Origin of the sequence: Mesorhizobium sp. M5C.F.Ca.ET.164.01.1.1, assembly GCF_004792125.1 — a bacterium.
Lineage (GTDB): Bacteria > Pseudomonadota > Alphaproteobacteria > Rhizobiales > Rhizobiaceae > Mesorhizobium > Mesorhizobium wenxiniae.
In genome coordinates, this window is record NZ_SRTG01000002.1 from 1 (window position 1) to 20,227 (window position 20,227).

The window sequence follows — 20,227 nt, forward strand, 5'->3', positions numbered from 1 at the left end:
CGGCCATCGAACTGGCGCCCTCCAGCGAGAAACCGTCTTCGCCCTCGACCTTTAGACGCACGATGGCCTGCTTCACGTCATCGATGGAAAATGTCGCGTCGCACAAGCGGATGAACGGGCCGAGCGCGGCCGAGGCGTTGTTGTCCTTGGCCTTGCCGAGCAACAACGCCGAGCGCCCTTCGACGTCGCGCAGATTGACGTCGTTGCCGAGCGTCGCGCCAACGATCTTGCCGCTGCTGGCGGCTATCATGGCGATCTCCGGCTCCGGATTATTCCAGGTGGAAACCGGATGCAGGCCGACATCGGCGCCGAAGCCGACCGACGCCATCGGCTGGCATTTGGTGAAGATTTCGGCATCAGGGCCGATGCCTACTTCCAGATATTGCGACCAGGCGCCTCGTTGGATGAGCTTTGCCTTGATCTCCATCGCCTCCGGCGAGCCGGGCTTGAGCTTCGACAGATCGTGACCGATCAGCCCGGCAATGTCGGCGCGAATGGCGTCGGCTTTTTCCGCCGAGCCGCGCGCCTGCTCCTCGATGACCCGTTCGAGCAGGCTGACGACGAAGGTGACGCCCGACGCCTTGACCGCCTGCAGGTCGACCGGAGAAAGCAGGTACGGTTTTTGCGAATCGCGCGCGGCCTGGAAACTGTTGGCGGCGATCGCATCAAGTGATCCGATCGGTTCGCCTCTGGCCGCCTGGACGTACCCTGCCGGGTCTGGCATCTCGCAGACGTCGCGCACGGTTGGTGCCATGCTCAACGTGATGTCGAACACCGTGCCGTCGCGCACCGTGACCACCAGCGGATGGGACCTATCGCTTGTCCGGGCGCGGCCGATGAAGAGGCCCTCGTTGGGCAGGAGAGTGGTGTTCGTCATGGCTACGGTCCTCTGCTGTCTTGTTCTGCGACGGTCGTCGCTGCCGGACCAATGGTTCACAAAGAGCCTGGCAAGCGGCGGCGGCACTTTCAACAAATTCCGGCCAAAGGTCTATCCCATCCTCAAGGCGAGTTTTGTCAATCTGTCCGGGCGAACTCCGCGCTGCTTGACGGTGATTGCTCCTTGACGTGTCCCAATTGCGGAGCGGAAACGAGCTTTCAAAATTATGAAACGGTGACTAGGATTTTCACAACGAACTGCACTCCAGGTGATCCTTGCCCGCACCGTTTTCCGATCCGATCTGGCAGAGGCCGCAATCGGCCGCCGCGCCCCAGGCGCTTGTTGGCGGTAAACCCGTCGATGTCGTCATCATCGGCGGTGGCATCATGGGTTTGTCGACTGCGTTGCATGCAGCCCGGTTCGGCTTTGCCGTGCAGGTGCTGGAAGCCGGCGAGATCGGCCAAGGCGCATCGGGCCTGAATGGCGGCCAGGTGATCCCCGGCCTGAAATATGATCCGGAATGGCTGCTGGAGCATTTTGGCCCCGAACGCGGCGAGATCCTCGTCAATTTTGCCGCCTCTACGGCGGACGCCGTCTTCGAATTGATCCGCGACGAGAAATTGGCGGTGCCGTTCGTTCGCAACGGCTGGATCCAGGCAGCGCACACCGAGACGGCGCTGAAGGCGGCGGGGAACAGGGACCGGCAGTGGCGGAACCGCGGCGCCGATGTCCGGCTTCTGAGCCAGACCGAGATCGCCGCGTTGACCGGCGCGCAGGGCTATCTCGGCGGCTGGCTTGACCGCCGCGCCGGCGTGATCGATCCGCTTGCCTACACGTCGGAACTGGCACGAATCGCCTCGGCCGGGGGCGTGAAGATCGCCGAGCACCAGAAGGTGGTGCGCCTCGATAAGAACGCCGGCCTTTGGCGTATCTCGACGGAGGGCGGCGCCGAATTGCAGGCGAAGGCGGTCATTCTGGCGACGAACGCCTATACCGGCGATCTGCTCCCCGGTCTCGCCGAGACGATCGTTCCGCTGCACTCCTTCCAGATCGCGACAGCGCCGCTGCCGGCCGATCTGGCGGCCGGGATTCTGCCGGAGGGGCAGGCGGTATCGGATTCGCGCCGCATCCTCGTTTACTACCGCAAGAGTGCCGACGGGCGGCTGGTGCTTGGCGGGCGCGGCCGGATGGCGCTGCCGACCAGCGAAGGAGACTGGGCGCATCTCGAGCGCGCGCTGCTCCGGCTCTATCCCGCGCTATCCGGCGTCGGCATCGAAAAGCGCTGGTTTGGCCGGGTTGGCGATGACGCCGGATCACCTCCCGCATATTCACGAGCCCGAGCAGGGCCTGATAGCCGTGGTCGGCTGCCAGGGCCGTGGCGTCGGCCTGATGACCGCGCTTGGCGAGCGCATTACAGGCTATCTGGCGAGCGGCGACGCCAGGCAATTGCCGTTCCCGGTCTCTTCGATCCGGCCGATACCGTTCCACGCCTTTCGGCAGGTCGGCGTCGCTGCGACGATCGCTTGGTATCGTACGCTGGATGTATTCGAGCGCTGATTTCACACCGGCGTAGGAATCAGCTTGACAGTTTCATGATTATGAAAAACCTTTAGGTGATTTCAAATTCCGATGGGCATGCGATGTCGACCATCGTTGCAAGGCAGCCACTGCCGGAGTCCCGGTCCTCGGCGGGTTTCCGGTTGGCCATGCTGCTGCCGGGCGGGCTGGTCACCTTCTTCCTGATCCTGTTTGCGCTTGGTCTCGTACTTTTCCTCGCCTTTCGCGGCAATGACGGTTCGCTGCTGGGCGCCGGTTTCACCTTTGCGAATTTCATCACGGTGGCGTCCGATCCTCTGTACTGGAGGTAACGCTGCGCTCGCTGGCCATTGCCGGCCTGGTGACGCTGGCAACGGTCGTCACCGCCTATCCGGTTGCTTATTATCTTGCCTTCCACGCCGGACGGCGACGCGGCCTGCTGTTGTTTCTGGTGACGCTGCCGTTCTGGACCAGCTATCTCCTGCGCGTCTTCGCCTGGAAGATCGTGCTGGCCTATAATGGCGTGCTGAACTCGGCGCTCATCGAAAGCAGCATCTGGTCCGAGCCGACACTGGCGTTTCTCAACACGCCGGCCGCCGTCGTCGTCACGCTGGCTCACGCCTATGCGCCGTTCGCCATCCTGCCCATCTATGTGGCGCTGGACATGATCCCGAAATCGCTGCTCGAAGCTGCCTCCGATCTCGGCGCCAGGCCGTTCACCAGCTTCCGCCGCGTCGTGCTGCCGAACTCGATGCCGGGGGTGCTGGCGGCGGCTCTCGTCGTCTTCGTGCCGACGGTCGGCGACTATGTCACTCCGGCGCTGGTCGGCGGCCCTGCCAGCACCATGATCGGCTCGCTGATCCAAGCCCAGTTCGGCAAAGCCAATGACTGGCCGTTCGGCGCCGCACTCGCCGTCGCCGTCATGCTGGTCATCCTTGCCGTGGTGCTGGTGGTGCGTTCCGCCGACCGCAGATTTGGCAGCCGGACATGAACACGGCGCGTATCGATGCAAAGCAGGGCGGCGGTTGGCTGGGCGCCTATGTCCTTGCCTATCTGGTGTTCCTGTACTTGCCGATACTGCTGATCCCGCTGTTTTCCTTCAACAATTCGATCCAGGCGGCGTTTCCGCTGCAAGGCTTCACGTTCGAATGGTACGCGACGCTGTTCGGCAATTCGGCGCTGTCCGGCGCGCTTGGGAACAGCCTCGTCATCGGTGCAACTGCCGCCACCGGCGCGACGCTCTGCGGCATCACAGTGTCCTATATGGACCTCTACGGCCGCTCGCCGCTTGCCGCCACTATCAGCGCCATCGCGCGGCTGCCGATCCTGATCCCCGGCGTGATCGTCGGCATCTCGCTGCTGATCCTGGTCAACCTCATTGGCTTTGGGCCGTCACGCACTGCCATCGTGCTCGGCCACATATTGGTGGCGCTGCCGACGACGGTGGTGATCATGAAAAGCCGCTTCGCTGCTATCCCGAAGACGATCCGCGAGGCCGCGCTCGATCTCGGCGCTTCCGATTGGACGACATTCAGACGGGTCATGCTGCCGCTCAGCCTGCCCGCCATTGTGTCAGCGTTCATGCTGGCCTTCCTGACCTCCTTCGACGAGTTCATCGTCGCCTTCTTCCTCGCCGGCACCGAGCCGACGCTGCCGCTTTACATCTGGAGCCAGCTGCGATTCCCGAAGTCGCTGCCGACCGTCATGGCGCTGGGCACGGCCATCCTGGCCGTGTCATTCGTCATCGCGGCAATTGCCGAAATCCTGCGCCATCGCGGGCTCGCCGCCGCCCAACGGCCGGTGCCCGCCGACCTGTCCAAACCAGAAGAAACCGAAAGAGGAGAACTGCAATGGCATTCGACCTGAAATCGATAAATCGCAAGACAGTCCAAGCCGGATTGGCCGCCTTCGCGCTGGCGCTTTCGTCGACCGTCGCGCTTGCGGCCGACAAGCTGCAGTATTTCACCTGGTCGGGCTACGAACTGCCCGACTTCAACAAGAGCTTCCTCGCCGCACACCCCGATGGCGTCGAGGCCTCGATGTTCGGCGACGACGATGACGCCTTCACCAAGGTCAAGGCCGGTTTCCGCCCTGATGTCGCGCATCCCTGCTACGACAAGGTCGCGCGCTGGAACAAGGAAGGCCTGCTGCAGCCGATCGACACCAAGCGCATCAAGAACTGGGATTCGATCTTTCCGGTCTTCAAGAACCTGCCCGACCTGCAGGCCGGCGACGGCAAGGTCTGGATGGTGCCGTGGGACTGGGGCAATACCTCGATCCTCTACCGCACCGATCTGGTGAAGAACCCGGAACCGAGCTGGAACCTTTTGTGGGACAAGCAATATGCCGGGCGCATGGCGACGATCGACGCCGTCCATGACACGCCGGTGGTGGCGGCGCTTCTCGCCGGCGTCAATCCGTTCGACATGACGCCGGAGCAGATGGACAAGGTCGCGGAAAAACTGCGCGAGCAGCGCCCGCTGCTCTCGAACTACACCACCGACATGACCTCGGTCGAACAGGCGCTGGCGAGCGGCCAGCTTGTCGCCGCCATGACCTGGAATGCGTCGGCCACCTCGCTCAAGAAGCAGGGCGTGCCTGTCGAGTTCATGAAGCCCAGGGAAGGCATGCTGACCTGGGCATGCGGCTTCGTCATGCTCAAGGACGCCAAGAATGTCGACCTCGCCTATGACTTCATCAACAGCCGGCTGGAGACCGATTCGGGACAATACCTGATCCAGGCCTATGGTTACGGCAGCTCCAACAGCTCGGCCTTCGCCGCGGTGCCGAAGGAGGAACTGGAAAAGCTGCAGCTGCCGTCCGATCCGGAAGTGATGCTGAAGACCACCGTCTTCACCGGGCCGATGAAACAGAATGACGAACTCGCCAAGATGTTCGAGAAGGTCAAGGCAGGCGGCTGAGCTTCTGAGGTGCCGCGCGGTTTCGACTGCGCGGCACCGCTCCAGGATACCGAAAACGAGGTCGGGAAAACAGATGGACATACTGAACGAAACGGCTGAAAAGCCGAAGGACGACGCCGACGTGCGGGTCGGCCGGCGCGTGCGGGCGCTCAGGCTGGAACGCAATCTTTCGCTGGCCGAGCTTGCCGCCAAGGCCGGCGTTTCGATCGGGGCGCTCAGCCAGATCGAGCGTGGCCTGTCCTCGCTTCGCGTGAAAGTGATCTGGCCGCTCGCCGCCGCTCTCGATATCGAGCCCTCGGCTTTGATCACCGACGGCAACGATGCCTGCAACGACCTATATTGCGTGCGGGCCAACAGCCGTCGGCAGATCCCGGTGAAGTCGGAAGGCATCGCCAAGGCTCTGCTGTCGCCGCCGGCCGCCACGCTCACCGGCATGCTGGTGACGGTGGAAGCCGGTGGTGGCACCGTCGAAGCCTACGCCCATCCCGGCCACGAATTCGGTTTCGTCCTGTCGGGCGAAGTCGAACTCGTGGTCGATTCAACCACCTATGGGCTGAAGACCGGCGACAGCTTCGCCTTCAAGAGCACCTTATTGCATGCCTTCCGCAATCCGGGCGCCGAGCGCTGCCAGATCCTCTGGGTCAACACGACCAAGCCGTCCGAGGTTCGCGATGGCGCCTGAACCTCTCGTCCGGCTGGATGCGGTCTCGAAGATTTTCCCCGGCGGCATCGTCGGTCTCGACGCCGTCGATCTCGACATTGCCCGCGGCGAGTTCCTGACCTTGCTCGGGCCCTCCGGCTGCGGCAAAACCACCAGCCTGCGGGTGATCGCCGGTTTCGAAAGCCCATCGAGCGGACGGGTGTTGCTCGAAGGCCGTGACATTACGACACTCAGGCCGTTCGACCGGCCGGTCAACACCGTGTTCCAGGACTATGCGCTGTTTCCGCACATGAACGTCGCCGAAAACGTCGGCTTCGGTCTGTCGCTGCGCAAGCTTTCCGGGGCTGAACAGGCAAAACGGGTCGGCGAAGCGCTCGACATGGTCGGCCTTGCCGAAAAGCTCGGGGCCCGCGTGTCCGAATTGTCGGGCGGCCAGCGCCAGCGCGTCGCGCTTGCCCGTGCGATTGTCTGCGAACCACGTGTGCTGTTGCTCGACGAGCCGCTGTCGGCGCTCGACGCGCATCTGCGCGAACAGATGCAGGTCGAATTGAAGCGGCTGCAGTCGCGGCTCGGCACCACTTTCGTCATGGTCACCCACGACCAGACCGAGGCGCTGTCGATCTCCGACCGCATCGTCGTCATGAACAAGGGCCGCATCGAGCAGATCGCACCGCCCGCCACGCTCTACGACAGGCCCGCCACAAAATTCGTCGCCAGTTTTATCGGCACGATGAATCTGCTGCAGTCGCGCTTTGTCGGCCGTGACGGCGATCGATTGCGCTTCAGCGCCGGCGCCCTGCCGCTCGAAGCCACGTCGGAAACCGGCGAAGCGCCCGGAGAAGGCGCGGTGCGAACCATCGGTGTGCGTCCGGAGGATCTTTTAGCGACGACCGAAGCAGCGACCGGCACCGCGCCGGTGCGGGTGAGCAGCATCGTCTTTCACGGCCGCACCCTGCGCCTGCACGCCGTATTGTCGCAGGGGATACCAGTGGTGATCGATGCGCCACGCCGGGCGGAAGGTTTTCAATTCAGCGTCGGCGATGTGGCGCATATCAGCCTGCGCCGCGGCGCTAACTGCCCTATGCTGCCCGGCTGATCTGATCCCCATCCTTCCAAAAAACCGGAGCATCACCCATGAGCAATCACCTGAACTTCTTCATCGACGGAAAATGGGTCGCGCCCGTGGTGCCGGCAACGCTGGATGTGATCGATCCATCCACCGAGGAGGCCTATACGAAAATCTCCGTCGGCTCGAAGGCCGATGTGGATCGCGCCGTGGCAGCGGCGAAGGCAGCCTTTCCGGCCTTTTCGCAAACCAGCAAGGCCGAGCGCCTGACACTGCTGAAGCGCATCCTGGAAGTCTACAACGAGCGCTACGAGGACATCGCGCAGGCTGTCAGCCAGGAGATGGGCGCGCCGATCACCTGGGCGCGCGAGGCGCAGGCCTGGGCGGGCAGGGCGCATATGGAGTCCACCATCAAGGCGCTGGAGGATTACGAATTCAGCGAGAAGCGCGGCGGCACCATAGTAGTCAAGGAACCGATTGGCGTATGTGCGCTGATCACGCCGTGGAACTGGCCGCTCAACCAGATCGTCTGCAAGGTGGCGCCGGCGATCGCAGCCGGCTGCACGGTCGTGCTAAAGCCTTCCGAGATCGCGCCGATCAGCGGCGTCATCTTTTCGGAAGTGATGGAAGCGGCCGGCACGCCGAAGGGCGTCTACAACATGATCAACGGCACCGGTCCGGATGTCGGACAGGTCATGGCCGGCCATCCCGACGTCGACATGGTCTCGTTCACCGGTTCGACCCGGGCCGGCATCATCGTCGCCAAAACAGCTGCCGAGACGGTCAAGCGCGTCGCGCAGGAGCTCGGCGGCAAGTCGGCCAACATCGTGCTGCCCGATGCCGACTTCGAGAAGGCCGTGCGCAAGGGCGTCAACGCCTGTTTCGGCAATAGCGGCCAATCCTGCGATGCGCCGACGCGCATGCTGGTGCCGGCCGGCCGCCACGACGAGGCGCTTGCGATCGCCAAGAAGGCGGCCGAGGCGCACAAGGTTGGCGATCCGCGCTCGGAAGAAACCAAGCTCGGCCCTGTGGTCTGCAACATCCAGTTCGACAAGATCCAGCGGCTGATCGAGGCCGGCATCGCCGAGGGTGCGACACTGGTCACCGGAGGTCCGGGCCGGCCGGAGCACCTCAATCGCGGCTACTATGTCAGGCCGACCGTCTTCGGCCACGTCACACCAGGCATGACAATTGAGCGGGAAGAAATCTTCGGGCCGGTGCTTTCGGTCATGTCCTACGATGACGATGACGACGCGGTGAAGATCGCCAACGACACCGTCTATGGCCTCGCCGCCTATGTGCAATCAGGGGATATAGGCCACGCACGCAAGATCGCCGGCCGCCTGCGCGCCGGGCAGGTCTCGATCAACTATCCGGAGTGGGACACATTCGCGCCCTTCGGCGGCTACAAGCAGTCGGGTAATGGCCGCGAATATGCCGACTGGGCGATCCATGACTTCCTCGAGATCAAGGGCATCATCGGCTACGGCGCCTAGCGCATGACTGCGAACAGCGCCGCGTGTCCAAGAAGGACGCGCGGCGCGTAGCGTGGGCAAAGCCAAGCTATTCGGCGGCTTCGCGGACGGGGATCAAACGCCGCTCGACCTGTTGGAGATGCAGCCGCATCGCCGCGGCCGCGCCGCCGAGGTCGCGCTCGGCGATCGCTTCCACGATCCGTTCATGGTCGGCGAAGCTGTGATGGTCTGCCGGAGGGCGGGCGCCTTCTGAACGAAGGCGTCCCCAGACCACCGTTCGGCGCACGGCGTTCAGGACGTCGAAAAGGCCGAGCAGCACATTGTTGCGGCTCGCCTGCGCAATTTGCCGGTGGAGCAGATTGTCGATGTTCTCGTATTGCCGCCATGTGACGGCTTCCCGCGTCTGCACCAGCGATTGTCGCATCGAGGCGATATCGGAAAGCGTGGCGTGCAGCGCGGCTTCGCGCGCAATCTCGGGCTCGATGATGAGGCGCGCGCGCATCACGTCGGCCGGATTTGTGCGCCCGGCGATTTCCGAAATCCCGATCGTTTCCTCGACCGGTCCACTGCCGACGAAGGTGCCCCTGCCGACGTGACGCCAGATGCGGCCGTCCTTCTCGAGCACCGCCAGCGCCTTGCGCAGATCGCCGCGCGATACGCCGAGGCTCTCCGACAGTTCCCGCTCGGCAGGCAGCCGTGTCTCGCCGGCATGGTCCATCTGGGCAAGATAGGCCTGAAGCTGAACCAGGGCGGCGTGGCCGCCATTGCCGGGATCGTCCATCAATTTAACCAATTCGCATATGATTTCCCTTTGCCGGTGTTAAAACGATTAGCGGAAACCGTCAACTGCCGAGTTTTCTAGGCCCGCTCATCTGCCATCGCGCAGTTTCTCCTTGACCAATCCGCCCCACAGCCTTAACCAATTAAGGTAATGGTTACAAAAACGGGAGGAATGACAATGGCCAGCATGACCGGACGTACCATCCTTGCCACCGCTTTCGCTGCGGTTCTGGCATTTGCATCGCACCTGTCGGCCGCAAATGCGGGCGACATGCGCATCGCCTTCGGCGACCTTCCCGGTATAGAATCGATCCAGACGCTCGCCGCGATAGAGCGCGCCAAGGAACGCGGCGTGAATGTCGAGCTCATTGTTCTCAATGACGAGGATCTGGCTGCCCAGGCGATTGTCGGCGGCCAGGCCGATGTCGGCATCGGCGCGCCCTATACTTTGATCCAGAAGGTTGGCGTGCCGATCCGCATCTTAGCGCAGATATCGACGCTGCGCTTCTTTCCTGTCGTCAACAGCGAATTTTACAAGGAATGGAAGGATTTGGACGGGCAGGAAGTCGCCGTTCAGGCGCGCGGCTCCGGCACAGAGGCGGTCATGCTCCTGATGGCGAAAAACCACGGCATCAAGCTCGGCAACATCAGCTATGTCCCGGGTTCCGAGGTTCGCCGCAATGCGCTGCTGCAGGGGACCATCAAGGCGTCGATCGTCGATGCCGCCAACAGGCGAGCGCTTGAAGCCGAAGCCCCCGGCAAGTTCATCGTTCTGCCGGTCGAGGATCTCGGTGCCTCGGACGAAGCGCTTTTCGCGACCGCGGACTATCTGAAGAACAACGCCGCCGACGTCGACATCCTGGTCGAGGAACTGATGAAGACCGCGCGCGAGATCACCGCGAACCCGGCGGTGGCGGTCGAGCTCCGCAACAAGTACAAACTGCTGCCGGATCTCGGCGCGGAGGCGGATAGCGAAATCACCGAATACTACAAGGAAACCGCGGAAGCCGGCAGCCTTGCGCTGAATGGCGGCGGAGCGGATGCGGCCAAAGACGACTTTGCCTTCTTCAGCCTTGCCGGCCAGATCGAAGGCGATCCCGCGAGCCTCAAGGTCGAGGACTTCTGGGATGTCGCCGCAATCGACCGCGCCGTCGCCAAGCTCGGCAAGAAATAGGCGGCCTGCCGGATGGCCGTAAGCATTAGAACCGACGGCGAGGCTGCCGGCCTCGCTTCCCCATCGACTCGAAGCGCAACGGGCGCATCGTGGGACCAGCCAATCCTGCTCAGGCTGGTGTCGATCGCTCTGTTCGCGGGAATTTGGGAAGTGGCCGGGCGTATTCCCGTCAGCTTCGCCTTTCCGACTTTTTCCGACACCATCGTCGCATTTTTCGGATTGCTCGCCGACGGCAGCCTGGCGACCGCCTACCTTTCGACACTGCAGCCGCTGTTGCTCGGCGTTGTCCTGTCGGCGTTCCTGGGTGTCGGCCTCGGCACGATCTGTGGCCTGTGGCGCACCGGCGAATGGCTGGTGATCCCTGTGTTCATCGTGCTTCAGGCAGCACCTGTCGCCGCCTTCATTCCAATGGTCACCTTCGTCTACGGAATAGGCATGACCGCCAAGACGCTCGCCGTCATGATCCTGGCGCTGCCGGTCATCGTGCTCAACACCTACAAGGCCGTGCGCAACGTCAACGAGTCGCTGCTCGTCATGTGCCGATCATTCCTGGGCACACGTTGGCAGACCGTCGCCAAGATCACTCTTCCGGACGCCAGCCCGGTGATTTTTGCCGGTTTGCGCCTCGGCGTCGCTGCCGGGTTTGTCGGCGTGGTGCTCGCCGAGCTGCTGATCACCCCGACCGGCATCGGCGACCTCATCACCTTCCACCGCTCGCGCGCAGACTACGCCGAGATGTACGCAACAATTGCCTCGATCATTGCGCTTTCCACCCTGACGCTCGTCTTTCTGCAGTGGGTGGAAGTCCGTGTTTTCAGGCCCGAGAGTAGAGGTGCTTAAGATGGGCGCGACTGCATTGCGAAATGGACCGTCGCCGGTTCCCGCACCGATCGATTCAATCGTGGAAGTGAGAGGAATTTCCAAGACCTACGGCAATGTCGAGGCGCTGCGCGGCATCGACCTCGACTTTCCCAGGGGCAAGCTGACCAGCCTTCTCGGACCCAGCGGTTGCGGAAAGACGACGCTGCTGAAGATCATAGCGGGGCTGATACGGGCCGATGGCGGCACCGTCGCGATCAACGGCAAGCGCGTCAGCGCACCAGGCCCCGAACGCGCTTTCGTGTTCCAGGATTTTGCGCTGATGCCCTGGGCGACCGTGACACGCAACGTTGCCTTCGGACTTGAACTGCGCGGCACCAACAAGGCCGAACGCGAGGAGATCGCCCGCCGCTATATCGCAGAGGTGGGTCTTGCCGGCTTCGAGGATAAATATCCCCACGAGCTGTCGGGCGGCATGCGCCAGCGCGTCGGCCTGGCGCGGGCATTATCGGTCGATGCCGATGTCCTGCTGCTCGATGAACCGTTTTCGGCGGTCGACGAGCAGAACCGGCGGAAGTTCCAGGAAGACCTGATCCGGCTGCGCACCAACCAGAACAAGACCTTTATCTTCGTGACGCACTCGATCGAGGAGGCGGTCTACATCTCCGACCGCATCGTCTTGCTGTCACCGAGACCCGGCCGGGTGTCGCAGATCATTGAACCGGAAATCGATCGCTCCGGCGACCCCGAGCGCATTCATCGCGACAGGCACTATCTCGATACGGTCGACGAGATCTGGCAGGGGCTGAAGCAGTATGTGGAGTGACCGGCCGTGACCCTGTTTGGCTACCGAGTACCAATGATGGCGTCCCTGCTCGTCTGGTGCGTCGTATGGGAAATCGTCGGCCGGCTGGACCTTGTCTTTCTGCTGCCACCGTTTAGCGACGTGCTGGCTGCAGCGGTCGGTTTGGTGCAGACCCCGTCCTGGCAGAGCGCGACGGTCACGACCCTTCGCGCCTTCGCCATGGGCATGGCCCTGTCGATCGTAATCGGCGTGCCATTGGGCATCCTGATGGGACGGATCAAGATCGCCGACGACCTGCTCGGCATGTGGGTCAACATATTTTCAAGCGCACCGCTCTCGGCGATCGTCCCGGTGCTGATGATCCTGTTCGGCTTCGGCGAGAAGACGATCGTTGCGGCGGTGTTCCTGTTTGCGATCTGGATCATCGTCCTCGACACCCGCGCCGGTGTCCGCCATATCTCGCCGTCGCTGATCGAAATGGCGCGCTCTTATGGCGCCTCGCGCCCGGCGCTTTATTCCAAGATCATCCTTTGGGCGGCACTTCCGGAAATCCTCGCCGGCATCCGCCTCGGCCTCATCCGCGGCGTCAAGGGCGTCGTCATCGGCCAGCTGCTCGTCGCCATCGTCGGCTACGGCGCGCTGTTCGAGACCTTCTCGCGAAATTTCCGCATGGCCGAATTCTGGGCCTTGACCATCATCCTTTTTGCCTTCGCCCTGCTGATCGCCGAACTGATCGAAAGGGCCGAAGCCAAAGTCGAATACTACGCAGGAGCAAGACAGTGAACATGCACGGCACGACCTCAAGCTACATCATCGAACCGAACGCAATCCCCAGCATCCCGGTGGCGGGAACTGACAAGATGTTTCCGGTACACCGGGTCTATTGCGTCGGACGGAACTATGCCGCTCATGCAGTCGAGATGGGACACGACCCCAACAAGGAGCCGCCATTCTTCTTCCAGAAGAATCCCGACAACCTCGATACGACAGGAGAATTTCCGTATCCTCCGGCCTCCAACGATGTCCATCACGAGATCGAAATGGTCGTGGCGCTGAAGAGCGGCGGCACGGACATCGCGGCCGAAAAGGCTCTGGACTGCGTGCTCGGTTATGGCGTAGGTCTCGACATGACGCGGCGCGACCTGCAAGGTAAGGCGAAGGACATGGGCCGTCCATGGGAGGTGGGCAAGGCCTTCGAGGCATCGGCGCCATGCACGCCATTGGTTCCGGCAAGTTCGATCGGTCATCCAACCCAGGGAGCGATTTGGCTGGACGTCAATGGCGAGCGAAAACAGACCGGCGATCTCAACCAGATGATTTGGAAAGTTCCGGAAATGATCAGCTATCTCTCGGGTCTCTTCACACTGATGCCGGGGGACATCATTCTTTCCGGCACGCCGGCGGGCGTCGGGGCAGTTGTTCGCGGTGATGTTCTTCGCGGTCATATCGATGGCGTCGGCGACCTAGAGGTTCGCGTTGTCTGAAGCGGCGTCGATCATTGAACGGCTTGCTGCCGGAGCGGACGATGCGCCGGCGATTTCGGCACCCGACAGGATCGCGCTCACCCATGGCGGACTGCGCCGCCTGATTTCCGAAACGGCAGCGCAATTGCACGCGCTGGGTCTCGGCCGTGGCGACCGGGTGGCCATCGTGCTGCCGAACGGGCCGGAGATGGCCACTGCCTTCGTCGCGGTAGCGGCGGCGGCCTCCACGGCGCCGCTCAACCCGTCCTACCGGGCCGACGAGCTCGACTTCTACCTTACCGACATTGGCGCCAAGGCGATCCTTGTTGCCGAAGACGAAAGCGGCCCGGCGATCGCCGTTGCGGAGCGCCTGGGCATAGCTGTGCTCAGGCTCGCAGCACTGCGTGACGCACCGGCCGGAAGCTTTGCAATCGAGGGCGAACCGATCGGCCCGCCGGCTGCGCCCGAACTGGCTGAGGACGGCGACATCGCGCTGTTGCTGCACACTTCAGGCACCACGTCACGACCCAAGCTGGTGCCGCTCAGCCATGCCAATCTTGCCGCCTCGGCCGCCCATATCGGCGCGACGCTCGGCCTGACGGCCGTCGATCGCTGCCTCAACATCATGCCGCTGTTCCACATCCATGGTCTGATCGCGGCGGTGCTGTCCTCGCTCGCCGCCGGCGGCAGCGTCTTCTGCACGCTGGGCTTCAACGCGCTGCGCTTCTTCCATTGGCTAAGCGAGGCGCGGCCGAGCTGGTACACGGCCGTGCCGACCATGCATCAGGCGATCCTGCCGCGGGCGGCGCGCAATGCCGATGCAATGGCCGCCGCGCCTCTTCGCTTCATCCGCTCGTCCTCGGCATCGCTGCCGCCGCAAGTGATGGCCGAGCTTGAGGCGACCTTCGGCTGTCCGGTGATCGAATCCTACGGCATGACCGAGGCCGCACACCAGATGGCCTCGAACCGGTTGCCGCCGGGCCTGCGCAAGCCGGGCAGCGTCGGCGCCGCCGCCGGACCGGAAGTGGCGGTGATGGCGCTGGACGGGCAATTGCTGAAGCCCGGTGAGACCGGCGAGATCGTCATTCGCGGGCCTAATGTCACCGCGGGCTACGAGAAGAATCAGGACGCCAATGCCACTGCCTTCGCGCATGGCTGGTTTCATACCGGCGACCAGGGCGTGCTCGACGGCGACGGCTATCTGCGCGTCACCGGCCGGCTTAAGGAAATCATCAACCGCGGCGGCGAGAAGATCTCGCCGCTCGAGGTCGACGACGTGCTGATGGACCATCCGGCGGTGGCGCAGGTCGTCACCTTCGCCACGCCACACGACAAGCTCGGTGAGGAGGTCGCGGCTGCGATCGTGCTGCGCGAGGGCATGGCCGCCACCGAAGGCGACATCCGCAGATTTGCCGCGATGCGGCTTGCCGACTTCAAGGTGCCGCGCATTGTCATGATCCTGGACGAAATCCCGAAGGGCGCGACGGGCAAGCTGCAGCGCATCGGTCTCGCGACCAAACTCGGTCTTGCCAAACCCGGGCTTGCCAAACCCAGGCTTGGATGATGATGCGGATCACCATTTTTGGCGCCGGCGCGATCGGCGGCTATCTCGCGGCCAAGCTTGCCATGGCCGGCCGGGTCGATCTGTCGATCATGGCGCGCGGCGCTCATCTCGATGCGATCAAGACGGCCGGACTTCGCCTGATCGAAGACAGTCATGAATCCGTTGCCTCTGTCAGGGCCGCCGCGCAAGCGCAGGAGCTAGGCGTCCAGGACTATGTCGTACTGGCGCTCAAGGCCCATTCTCTCGCACCGGCGCTCGACCAGATCGCGCCGCTGCTGGGCGAGGGGACGGCCGTCGTTACCATGCAGAATGGCGTGCCGTGGTGGTACTTCCACAAGATCGGCGGTTCGCTCGAAGGCACGCGGTTGCAAGCGGTGGATCCCGGTGGAGTGATCTGGGATCGGCTTGGGCCGGATCGCGTCATCGGCTCGGTCGTGTATCCCGCGGCTGAGGTGGATGCGCCCGGCCTGGTCCGCCATATCGAGGGAAAACGCTTTTCGCTCGGCGAGCCCTCGGGCGAGAAGAGCGAACGTGTCACGCGGCTTGCTGCGGAGATGGTTGCGGCAGGGCTGCAGGTGCCGGTTCGCGACGACATCCGAAGTGAGATCTGGGTGAAGCTCTGGGGCAATCTCTCCTTCAACCCCATTTCCGCGCTGACCGGCAGCACGCTTGCGGCAATCTCTGCCGACGAGGCAACCCGCACGCTTGCCCGCACCATGATGCTGGAGGCGCAGGGGATCGGCGAAAGTCTCGGCGTGCGGTTCCCGATAAATGTCGACCGCCGCATCAAGGGGGCCGGCGACGTCGGCGAGCACAAGACCTCGATGCTGCAGGATCTGGAGCGCGGCCGACCAATGGAGATCGATGCGCTGGTGACGGCGGTTCAGGAACTCGGCCGGTTGACTGGCCAGCCAACGCCCACCATCGACAACGTGCTGGCGCTGGTGCGCCGCCTCGCCATCGAGCGCGGCTGCTATCTGACGTAAGCTAGCGCAGGCGGGTTCACGTTGATAAAACCATCTGCAGGCGTTGGACGCTGGCAGCTGAACGGCTACGACGATTCAGTGGCCGCCATGTGAGCGCGAAACAACGCCGCTTCAGAGCCTCTTAACGTAGTCCGCCAGCTGATCCGCTACGGTGCCCCAGCCATCGAAGAATCCCATCTCCTCGTGGTTCTTGCGTGTGGCTTCATCGCGGTGGATGGCGGTCGCGGTGTAGCGTGTCGCCTCGCCTTCCGGGTGCAACGATATGACCGCTGTGATGAATGGGTCCCCTGACGGCCGATAGCCGGGCAGCAACGCATCGGTCCATACCAGCCGCTCGTTGGGCACGATGTCGAGGTAGCAGCAGCGGCGGTCGTTGACTTCCTTGCCATCAGGCGACTGCATCCTGGTCCTGAACAGGCCGCCGGGCCTGAGGACGATCTCGCAATCGGTGACGATCCACGGCTTCGGTGTGAACCATTGCCGGACATGTTCGGGCTTCGTGAAGGCGGTCCAGAGCAGTTCTCGTGGCGCGTCGATGACGCGTTCGAGGACGAGGTCGAGTCTCGGGTCGGGCTTGAACAGCGGGGTCGAATTCATTTGTCTTTCTCCTTGAGCGTCATGACGTAGGCATCTAACTGGTCGAGGCGGCGTTCCCACAGCGCGCGCTGCTCGGCCAGCCAGCTTTCCGCGAGCTTCAGCGGCTCGGGGGCAAGCCGGTAGGTCCTGACGCGGCCGGCCTTTTCGGAATGAACAAGCCCGCAGCCCTCCAGCACCCTGAGATGCTCGACGAACGAGGGCAGAGCCATGTCGAATGGCTGCGCGAGCTCGCTGACCGAGGCCGGGCTTCTGTTCAGCCGCTCGACAACACGGCGGCGCGTTGGATCGGCAAGCGCCCGAAAGATGCCGTCGATCGGCGGGACGCTCGGACTCGCGGTCTGTGGGCTTGTTGCGACGGTCATGTCTTCCTCGCGCCACTGCGCATAGCCAAAGATGATGATTCGGAAAAACACTTAGGAAGATTCCTTAGTATAGGCAAGCCCAAAAGTTCTGAGGATGCCTGCGGGGTCTCTGACAAAGTCTGAAAGGTGGTTTAGGGTGCCGCCAGATTCGACGAACGATCAGTCCGAGGGGCCAAAATTTTGACCATCACGATGTACGGCATCACCAATTGCGATACGATCAAGAAAGCGCGTGTCTGGCTGGAAAGCCACGATGTCGCCTACCGCTTTCATGACTACAGGGTCGAAGGACTGGACGCGGACCGGCTGAACGGCTGGTCCCGCAAAGTCGGCTGGGAAATCCTGCTCAACAAGGCGAGCACGACGTTTCGCGAACTGTCGGACAAGGACAAGCTGAGCCTCGACGAGAAGAAGGCCAAGGCGCTGATGTTGGCCAACCCGACGATGATCAAGCGGCCGGTCCTCGAACTTGGCGATCGCATCCTCGTCGGCTTCAAGCCTGATGTTTACCAGCAGGCGGTGGGCGGGTTGAAGTAGTGGGACGGGACGCTTTTCGCGCTCCAGTTCGAGAGCCTGCTTGCCGCGCCGGTCTCAATTCCGCCAGGCGAATTGGGTCGCGGGGAAGACCTTGGCCTGCCTGGCCGACAGCGCGTCCCATGCTTCGCGGCTGCGTGGGTCCGGCTCGATTGTCTCCGCGATGCTCGTCATGGCGTCCGCGGCCTCAGCAAAACTCTCGAACCATCCGATGCCCACCGCAGCGCTAATGGCTGCGCCGAGGGAGGAGGCTTCAGCGTTGTGACCCTTATGGATCGAGATCCCGGTCGCGTCCGCGATCATCTTTGTCCAAAGTTTGCTGTTGGCGCCGCCGCCGATCGCCACCATTTGCGTCGGCGAAAGACCATGGCTGCGCATCTCTTCGAGAGCCCGGGCGGTTTGCAGCGTCATCGCCTCCAGCCCCGCACGATAAAAATGACCGAGCGTGTGCGAGGGGTGCATGCCGATGAAGCTCGCGCGTGCGCTCGGATCCCAATGCGGGTCCATGCAACCGACCAGGGTGGTGCCGGCGAGAAGTCCGTCCGAGCCGATCGGGACGGCCGCCGCTTCCCTTTCCAGGCGGTCGAAGATCGCCGGATCGGAGCGTCCGCCGGCAAACATGTCTACGAACCAGTTGACGAAATAGACACCCGCCCGCTGCACTGCCTCGAGGAAATAGCCATCGCCTGTCGGCGAGGTCATGGTACGCCAGAAGGCGCCGACCACCGGTTCCCGCGACCAGATTCCCGCGATGATCGCAGTTCCGAGATTGAGATAGACGACGCCGTCGCGCATGGCATTGACGCCGAGCCCGGCGCATTGGCCATCGCCGCCGGCGGCAATCACCGGCGTTCCTTCGGCTAGCCCTGTTGCGGCGGCGGCCGCGGCATGAACGGCCCCGACCCGTGCGCCGGACCGCACCGCATTGGGAAGTTGCGACGGCCTGATGCCGAGATGATCGAGGAGCGGCTGCGACCATGTCTTGCGCGAGATGTCGAAGAGACCGAACGGATCGGCGCTCGTCCAGCTCGCACTCGGCGTTCCCGTCAGTTTCAGCGTCAGATAACCGTGCACGTCGAGGATTTTCTTCGCATGGTCCAACCGTTTCGGTTCGTTCTCGCGCAGCCACTTGAGGCGGTAGACCACCGGCGTCACATCGATCGGCTTGCCGGTGATCGCGTGCAGCCGCTCACGGCCGATTTCCGCCGCGAAACGGTCGACCAGCCCGGCGGCGCGTTCGTCGAGCCAAAGGCTCGCGGGTCCGATCGGCTCGCCGGCGCCGTCGATGAGCGCAACGGTCTCGCGCTGGTTGGAGATCGCGATACCGGCGATGCGTTTCGCATCGACCGCGCCGACAAGCTGTCGCAGCGCCACTGTTGCGGCCCGCCACCAGTCGGTGACCTCCTGCTCGACATACTCCGGCCTCGGCTTCATCAGCTCGAGCGGCGCGCGGCCTTCCGCCACGGCTCGTCCGTCCCGGCTCCAGGCAATCGCCTTGCAGGATTGCGTGGAACTGTCGAGCCCGACGACAAGAGGTCCGTCGCTGCTGCCCATGATTGTCCTCCCGAGACGATGAGTTCCACCGAGTGCTGGTTAGTCCGAGTGCCGGTTATTCCAAGAGAATGTTCGCGGTGGCCATGTCGGTGACAAAATGTGTCGCATATCCGCCGCCGAGCCCAGCCCTGATCGCCCCCATCTTGCGGGCGCCGCCGGCGGCGCAAATACGGACGGGCACCGCTTTCAGTTCATCGAGCGTGATGCCGACGGTGCGTCCGTCGAGCGGAGTTGCGAAAGGAGCGCCTTGAGCGTCGATGAACCGCCCGATGATGACCCCGAGCGCTCCCTGCTCGATCATACCGGCAAGTGCGTCGGCATCCGATATCCCGGCTCGGGCATAGGTGCTCTCCGGCCCTATATCGCCGATCCCGAAGATGACCTTGCCGGCGGCACGGATCATACGGAACTGGTTGACGAGCATCGGCTCCTGCATGAGTTCGTCGTGCAGTTCGTCGGTGGAGACGATCGCCGGGGCAAGCAGGTTGATGCAGCGGGCTCCGAGCCGATTGGCCATCAGCGAGGTGCAGAATTCCGGCGAGAAATCGCTGGTGCCGATCGAGCTTCCCGAGAGCTGGACGACGGTGAGGTTCCGGTCATGCCGTAATCGTGGAATTGAGCGGGCGGCAGCGAGCACCGTTTTTCCCCAGGCGACGCCGATCGTGTCACCCGGATCGACCATGGATGCGAGCAACCGTCCTGCCGCTTCGCCGATGCGGCGGTCGGCATCGTTTGGATCGAGGTCGGGGATAACCGCCGCGCCGCGAAGGCCGTATTTTTCCATGAGGCGCCGCGAGGTCAAGGTGCGGGCAAAAGCGTCGTGATCGACCTGCACGGCGACAAGTCCGCTTTCGCGTGCCTCCTGCAGATAGTTTACCACGCTCGCCCTGGAGACGTTCATGACCTTGGCCACATCGCTCTGGTTGAGCTGGTCGACATAGTAGAGCCAGGCAGCCCACGCCACCGCGCTGTCGAATTCGGGCGGCAGTGCCGAGAGCCCGGATGTTCGGACCACGTCGATGTCGGCGTTGGCATTCATGTCCCTTTTTCCGC

General features: G+C 63.3%; 20 protein-coding genes and 1 pseudogene. 15 read left to right on the top strand and 6 right to left on the bottom strand.

Features of this window, described 5'->3' with window-relative positions; genetic code table 11:
* Window positions 1-877 (bottom strand): fumarylacetoacetate hydrolase (locus EN807_RS16750; protein WP_135935908.1); only part of this gene is annotated, 877 nt, incomplete at its 3' end.
* A 275-nt stretch (window positions 878-1,152) separates the two neighbouring features.
* Here EN807_RS16750 and EN807_RS16755 point away from each other — a divergent pair.
* The 7 genes and pseudogenes from EN807_RS16755 to EN807_RS16785 all read left to right on the top strand — a co-directional run bounded on the left by EN807_RS16755 (window position 1,153) and on the right by EN807_RS16785 (window position 8,557).
* Entirely contained in the window at window positions 1,153-2,490 is a 1,338-nt protein-coding gene (locus EN807_RS16755; protein WP_292463053.1) for an FAD-dependent oxidoreductase, read from the top strand.
* A gap of 27 nt (window positions 2,491-2,517) precedes the next feature.
* Window positions 2,518-3,404 (top strand): annotated as a pseudogene (locus EN807_RS16760) (ABC transporter permease).
* A complete protein-coding gene (locus EN807_RS16765; RefSeq protein ID WP_135935909.1) occupies window positions 3,401-4,279 on the top strand; it encodes an ABC transporter permease in 879 nt (292 codons plus the stop codon). Before EN807_RS16760 ends, EN807_RS16765 begins: the two are co-directional and overlap by 4 nt.
* Window positions 4,264-5,334 carry an ABC transporter substrate-binding protein gene (locus tag EN807_RS16770; protein ID WP_127314322.1) on the top strand — a complete coding sequence of 357 codons (1,071 nt, stop codon included), beginning with the start codon at window positions 4,264-4,266 and terminating at the stop codon, window positions 5,332-5,334. The genes EN807_RS16765 and EN807_RS16770 overlap by 16 nt, the downstream gene beginning before the upstream one ends.
* A 73-nt stretch (window positions 5,335-5,407) precedes the next feature.
* Window positions 5,408-6,016, top strand: coding sequence for a cupin domain-containing protein (locus EN807_RS16775; RefSeq protein WP_135935910.1), 609 nt, complete (start codon window positions 5,408-5,410; stop codon window positions 6,014-6,016).
* On the top strand, window positions 6,006-7,091 hold the full coding sequence (locus EN807_RS16780; protein WP_135935911.1) for an ABC transporter ATP-binding protein: 1,086 nt from the start codon (window positions 6,006-6,008) through the stop codon (window positions 7,089-7,091). Before EN807_RS16775 ends, EN807_RS16780 begins: the two co-directional genes overlap by 11 nt.
* A 38-nt stretch (window positions 7,092-7,129) precedes the next feature.
* Window positions 7,130-8,557, top strand: coding sequence for an aldehyde dehydrogenase family protein (locus EN807_RS16785; protein WP_135935912.1), 1,428 nt, complete (start codon window positions 7,130-7,132; stop codon window positions 8,555-8,557).
* Between the two features lie 67 nt (window positions 8,558-8,624).
* Here EN807_RS16785 and EN807_RS16790 read toward each other — a convergent pair whose 3' ends face one another.
* Window positions 8,625-9,317, bottom strand: a complete 693-nt coding sequence (locus EN807_RS16790; RefSeq protein WP_065010097.1) for an FCD domain-containing protein — start codon at window positions 9,315-9,317, stop codon at window positions 8,625-8,627.
* 177 nt (window positions 9,318-9,494) lie between these two features.
* On the opposite strand from EN807_RS16790, the gene EN807_RS16795 reads away from it, so the two are divergent.
* From EN807_RS16795 to EN807_RS16825, 7 genes are read left to right on the top strand one after another with little or no spacing between them, the layout of a single operon-like run.
* Entirely contained in the window at window positions 9,495-10,490 is a 996-nt protein-coding gene (locus EN807_RS16795; protein WP_135935913.1) for an ABC transporter substrate-binding protein, read from the top strand.
* Between the two features lie 12 nt (window positions 10,491-10,502).
* Entirely contained in the window at window positions 10,503-11,330 is an 828-nt protein-coding gene (locus tag EN807_RS16800) for an ABC transporter permease (RefSeq protein WP_135935914.1), read from the top strand.
* Window position 11,331: 1 nt separating this feature from the next.
* Entirely contained in the window at window positions 11,332-12,135 is an 804-nt protein-coding gene (locus tag EN807_RS16805) for an ABC transporter ATP-binding protein (RefSeq protein ID WP_127314370.1), read from the top strand.
* 6 nt (window positions 12,136-12,141) lie between these two features.
* Window positions 12,142-12,897 carry an ABC transporter permease subunit gene (locus EN807_RS16810; RefSeq protein ID WP_135935915.1) on the top strand — a complete coding sequence of 252 codons (756 nt, stop codon included), beginning with the start codon at window positions 12,142-12,144 and terminating at the stop codon, window positions 12,895-12,897.
* A 2-nt stretch (window positions 12,898-12,899) separates the two neighbouring features.
* Window positions 12,900-13,598 (top strand): fumarylacetoacetate hydrolase family protein, encoded by a 699-nt coding sequence (locus EN807_RS16815; protein WP_135936463.1) that lies wholly within the window; start codon window positions 12,900-12,902, stop codon window positions 13,596-13,598.
* On the top strand, window positions 13,591-15,141 hold the full coding sequence (locus EN807_RS16820; RefSeq protein WP_135935916.1) for an acyl--CoA ligase: 1,551 nt from the start codon (window positions 13,591-13,593) through the stop codon (window positions 15,139-15,141). Before EN807_RS16815 ends, EN807_RS16820 begins: the two co-directional genes overlap by 8 nt.
* A 2-nt stretch (window positions 15,142-15,143) precedes the next feature.
* Window positions 15,144-16,127 carry a 2-dehydropantoate 2-reductase gene (locus EN807_RS16825; protein ID WP_135936464.1) on the top strand — a complete coding sequence of 328 codons (984 nt, stop codon included), beginning with the start codon at window positions 15,144-15,146 and terminating at the stop codon, window positions 16,125-16,127.
* A 111-nt stretch (window positions 16,128-16,238) separates the two neighbouring features.
* On the opposite strand, the gene EN807_RS16830 is transcribed toward EN807_RS16825, so the two are convergent.
* Together EN807_RS16830 and EN807_RS16835 are read right to left on the bottom strand one after the other, a co-directional pair.
* Window positions 16,239-16,724 (bottom strand): SRPBCC family protein, encoded by a 486-nt coding sequence (locus EN807_RS16830; RefSeq protein ID WP_135935917.1) that lies wholly within the window; start codon window positions 16,722-16,724, stop codon window positions 16,239-16,241.
* Window positions 16,721-17,086, bottom strand: a complete 366-nt coding sequence (locus EN807_RS16835; protein WP_135936465.1) for a metalloregulator ArsR/SmtB family transcription factor — start codon at window positions 17,084-17,086, stop codon at window positions 16,721-16,723. The genes EN807_RS16830 and EN807_RS16835 overlap by 4 nt, the downstream gene beginning before the upstream one ends.
* Window positions 17,087-17,266: 180 nt before the next feature.
* Here EN807_RS16835 and EN807_RS16840 point away from each other — a divergent pair, with 180 nt between their 5' ends.
* Complete coding sequence (locus EN807_RS16840) at window positions 17,267-17,623, top strand: ArsC family reductase (RefSeq protein ID WP_029355455.1); 357 nt, start codon at window positions 17,267-17,269, stop codon at window positions 17,621-17,623.
* 54 nt (window positions 17,624-17,677) lie between these two features.
* Here EN807_RS16840 and EN807_RS16845 read toward each other — a convergent pair whose 3' ends face one another.
* Window positions 17,678-19,174, bottom strand: coding sequence for an FGGY-family carbohydrate kinase (locus EN807_RS16845; protein ID WP_135935918.1), 1,497 nt, complete (start codon window positions 19,172-19,174; stop codon window positions 17,678-17,680).
* Between the two features lie 55 nt (window positions 19,175-19,229).
* Window positions 19,230-20,213 (bottom strand): sugar-binding transcriptional regulator, encoded by a 984-nt coding sequence (locus EN807_RS16850; protein WP_135935919.1) that lies wholly within the window; start codon window positions 20,211-20,213, stop codon window positions 19,230-19,232.
* Window positions 20,214-20,227 lie beyond the last annotated feature (14 nt).